Origin of the sequence: Candidatus Erwinia dacicola (assembly GCF_001756855.1) — a bacterium.
Lineage (GTDB): Bacteria > Pseudomonadota > Gammaproteobacteria > Enterobacterales > Enterobacteriaceae > Erwinia > Erwinia dacicola.
In genome coordinates this window covers 1-3,681 of record NZ_MAYS01000497.1, presented here as the reverse complement: position 1 = coordinate 3,681, position 3,681 = coordinate 1, and the positions used below count along the sequence as shown (strand labels likewise).

The 3,681-nt window shown below is 57.1% G+C and carries 6 protein-coding genes; all 6 read right to left on the bottom strand.

From position 1 onward, the window contains the following. The coding region (locus BBW68_RS12910; RefSeq protein ID WP_070135673.1) for an IS3 family transposase at positions 1 to 255 on the bottom strand (255 nt) is incomplete at its 3' end. A gap of 196 nt (positions 256 to 451) precedes the next feature. Beyond that, complete coding sequence (recD2, locus tag BBW68_RS12905) at positions 452 to 2,641, bottom strand: SF1B family DNA helicase RecD2 (RefSeq protein WP_070135672.1); 2,190 nt, start codon at positions 2,639 to 2,641, stop codon at positions 452 to 454. A gap of 39 nt (positions 2,642 to 2,680) precedes the next feature. Continuing rightward, positions 2,681 to 2,896: a hypothetical protein gene (locus BBW68_RS18945; RefSeq protein WP_102135794.1), complete on the bottom strand. Its 216-nt coding sequence runs from the start codon at positions 2,894 to 2,896 to the stop codon at positions 2,681 to 2,683. Next, positions 2,871 to 3,254 carry a hypothetical protein gene (locus BBW68_RS18940; protein WP_245675269.1) on the bottom strand — a complete coding sequence of 128 codons (384 nt, stop codon included), beginning with the start codon at positions 3,252 to 3,254 and terminating at the stop codon, positions 2,871 to 2,873. The genes BBW68_RS18945 and BBW68_RS18940 overlap by 26 nt, the downstream gene beginning before the upstream one ends. A 21-nt stretch (positions 3,255 to 3,275) precedes the next feature. After that, positions 3,276 to 3,455, bottom strand: a complete 180-nt coding sequence (locus BBW68_RS12895; RefSeq protein WP_070135671.1) for a hypothetical protein — start codon at positions 3,453 to 3,455, stop codon at positions 3,276 to 3,278. A 31-nt stretch (positions 3,456 to 3,486) separates the two neighbouring features. After that, positions 3,487 to 3,645 (bottom strand): hypothetical protein, encoded by a 159-nt coding sequence (locus tag BBW68_RS18935; RefSeq protein ID WP_167566756.1) that lies wholly within the window; start codon positions 3,643 to 3,645, stop codon positions 3,487 to 3,489. Positions 3,646 to 3,681: the final 36 nt, after the last annotated feature.

Here is a 3,681-nt window from a genome sequence, read left to right as displayed (position 1 = left end):
CTTTTTTAGGATTTCGTTCTCCATTTCAAGGCGTTGTATTTTCTTCCTCGCCTCACGCAGCTCGAGCTGTTCTGGCGTCAGAGGAAGCCCGGCGGGCGTTTTCCCCTGGCGCTCAAGTCGCAGCTTATTCACCCAACGGGGGATAGCCGAATGGCTTACGTTAACTGCCTCTGCGGCCTTAACGTAGGTATAGCCGTGGTCGACAACTAACTTCGCCGCTTCGAGCTTAAATTCCGGCGTGAAATGTTTAGCCATTGGGTCACCTGTGGTGTTGGGAAGGTGAGAATATCACCTTCCAATCAGGTGGCCAGTATCAGTGTGCCACTACACTTGATGATGGGGGGCAGTCGGTGGCCAAGAGAATACCTCGCAGAGGAAAAGGGAGTCACGCCAATGATACTGTATGCGCATATAGCGTCAATGCAAAGGTATCTTCGCGGTGGCCCGCGTGTCAGCGTGGCAGTTCGGCCAACCGTTCGCGCAGCTTTGAGCACCGTGGCCGGGTCTGCCTGTCGCGGATAGCCATGCCCAGTGCACGCTTCTGTCCGACAAGCACCACTAGGCGTTTGCCCCGGGTGACGCCGGTATAAATCAGGTTGCGGCGCAACATCATATAGTGCTGTGTCGACAGCGGGATGATCACCACTGGGTATTCGCTGCCCTGTGACTTGTGGATGGTAGTGGCGTAGCACAAACTCAGCTCATCCAGCTCGCTGAGGGGGTAGCTAACAGCTCGACCGTCGAAGTTGACCTGCAGGCTCTCATCTTCACGGTCCAGCGCGGCGACAAAGCCGATATCGCCGTTATACACGTCGCGGTCGTAGTTGTTTTCGATTTGCATGACCTTGTCGCCCACGCTGAATACTTGGCCGTACTTTTCGATACTGTGGTCGCCGGGGGTATTCAAGGCCGCCTGCAGGGCTTGGTTAAGTCCGCGTGCGCCGGTGATACCACGGTTCATCGGGCACAGCACCTGAATATCGCGCACGGCGTCTACGTTGAATTTGCGCGGCAGGCGGGTTTTGACCAAGTTGACCACGGTAGTGGCAATGATATCAGCATCTTCAGCTGGCACTAGGTAAAAATCGGCAAGTTCGCCCTTGCCGGGGAAGGCGGGATACCGGCCCTGGTTGATGCTGTGGGCACCCTGAACGATACGCGAGGTAGCCGCCTGCCGGAACACTTCGGTCAAACGGATGACAGGGATCGTCTCCGAAGCAATCAAGTCGCCCAGAAACGCCCCTGGCCCCACTGAAGGCAACTGGTCGACATCCCCGATGAAAATGATTGCGGTCCGGGTAGTGATGGCTTTAAGCAGCTGGTTAGCGAGTGGGATGTCAATCATCGAGCATTCATCTACCACAAGCAGGTCACAGAGCAGGGGGGCGGTTTCGTTGCGTTTGAACTGCCCGGTTGCTGGATCTATCTCCAGCAATCGATGTATGGTTTTCGCTTCCAGTCCGGTGGATTCAGACAACCGTTTTGCCGCGCGGCCGGTTGGCGCGCAGAGCAGGGCTGAGACCTGTTTCGCCCGAAGCACCGTCATGATGGTATTCATCAACGTGGTTTTCCCCACCCCGGGGCCGCCGGTGATCGCCAGCAGCTTGGCCGTCAGGGCCAGCGTCACCGCGCGTTTTTGGCTCTCTGCCAGTGTTATGCTCAGTTTGCGTTCGACCCAGGAAATAGCCTTATCTGCGTCTACGCCAGCCCATACCGGCTTACCTTGTCGCAGGCGGGCCAGCTGTGCGGCGATAGACTGTTCGGCATGATACAGGCTGGGCAGGAAGACGCAGGAAACGCCGTTTATGGCATCACTCAGAAGCTTTTCGTCCGCAATCTCGTCGCGCATCGCCCTGTCGATGAGGTCGGGGGCGATGCCGAGCAGTTTTACGGCGAGTTCAACTAGTTCGGCATGCGGCAGGCCACAATGTCCCTGCGACGACGCCTCTGAGAGCGCGTAGGCGACGCCGGCACGGGCGCGCAGCGGAGAGTCGTGCGAAATACCAATTTTTTGCGCGATGGTATCGGCAGAAAGAAAGCCGATGCCGCGAATATCTTGCGCTAGGCGGTAGGGATCGGCGCGAATAACGTCGATGGCCTGCTGGCCATAGGTTTTGAAAATACGCACGGCGCGGGACGTGGAGACACCATGGGCATGCAGGAACATCATGATTTCACGGATAGCTTTCTGGTCGGCCCAGCCGGCGATGATTTTATTGGCGCGTTTGGCACCGATACCGCCCACCTCATGGAGTCGAGATGGCTCTTTTTCAATTACATCAAAGACGTTAGCACCAAATGCCCGGACAAGCCGGGCAGCATAGGCCGGGCCAATCCCCTTTACCATGCCGGACCCCAGATAACGTTCTATTCCGGTCAGGGTGGTGGGGGGCGCTATCTTCAAAAAGATGGCTTTAAACTGGCGACCATGCTCTTTGTCCATCAGCCACTGGCCGGAAGCGGATGCGTACTCACCCGGGGTGACGGACGGGGTGTGACCGACAATGGTTATCAGATCACGTTCACCTTTCACCTTCAGACGCAAAACGCAAAACCCGTTTTCGCCGTTGTGATAGGTAACGCGCTCAACCAGTCCTGAAAGCGGCTCTAAAGACGATGTAGGTCGGTTGACGTTTCCCATAAAATGGCTCCTTGGCAGGTAGTCGACGTCCCGATGGATTCAGCGCGGTGCAGAACCGCAGTGTGCGTCCGGTAACAGCATGAGCTGATGAAGTGACGCGGTAGGCTGCGGCGTTATCTGATGGCGCAGCATGATGTCTATAAACGCCGCCCTGTCGCCTACCACGCAAACCTCGACCGGAATGTTGTGCCGGTCATTTTTTTCGTAGGCGGCATTGAGCGCTACCTTTTTAATATAGCAGCCGGTTGACCACACCAGCTTCCGGCAGCACGCTATCACACCATTCGGGGCTGTTCATCACGGCATTGTCCCAACCCAACTGTTTGAGCGTTTCGGTGGCGTAAGTCAGGCGGAATAGGTCGGACTGCTTGGCGATATTGCCGCTGCAGGAATTCCACAGGTACTCAAGGTGCCAGCGCAATTTTGTGGCGGCGCCGTGCTTGCGTCTGTGCTCCAGCAGCCAGCGGATAAGAAACAGAGTTTCGGCGTAGGGGGTAGACGCACCACCCGACTGGCGCTCGAGCGCCAATGCCACCATGGCGCAGAACGCCAAGTGGCTCAGATCGGTGGTGGTGTCCGCTGGTGCGGTGGCAGGGGGGAGAATATCCAGCACGTATCGTCTCGGCGGTGGGTATCAGTGGCGGATCTGCGCCAATTCGCCGGCGGTGAGGCCGGTAGTGTTCATCACGGTAGCCTGCTCGAGGCCGCTGGCCAGCAGGGTGCTGGTGATCTCAATACGGGCTTCTAATTTTCCTTTCTTGATGCCAATTCCCTGCGCACGGCCTTCTTCTTTCAATCGTTTAGCGATTGACATTATTTGTCCTCGTGGCGCGGTACGCGCTCGGTCAGCTGTTTGAGCAGCGCAGCTGCATGTTGCTGAGCAGTGAGATCAGTTGTTCATCCGTAGTGTACCCCGTCAGCAGCAGCGTGACCAGCCGGTTGAGCAGCTCATTGAGGTCGCGCTGGCCAGCAGGGTCAGGTCCGTCAAGGTGGTGTAAATTCACTTACAGCCTTCCGGTTCGGTAATGGGCCTGTTATGC

Coding starts and splice junctions, on each gene's coding strand:
- BBW68_RS12895 (WP_070135671.1), bottom strand. CDS start 3,455: ATGTCAATCGCTAAACGATTGAAAGAAGAAGGCCGTGCGCAGGGAATT.
- recD2 (WP_070135672.1), bottom strand. CDS start 2,641: ATGGGAAACGTCAACCGACCTACATCGTCTTTAGAGCCGCTTTCAGGA.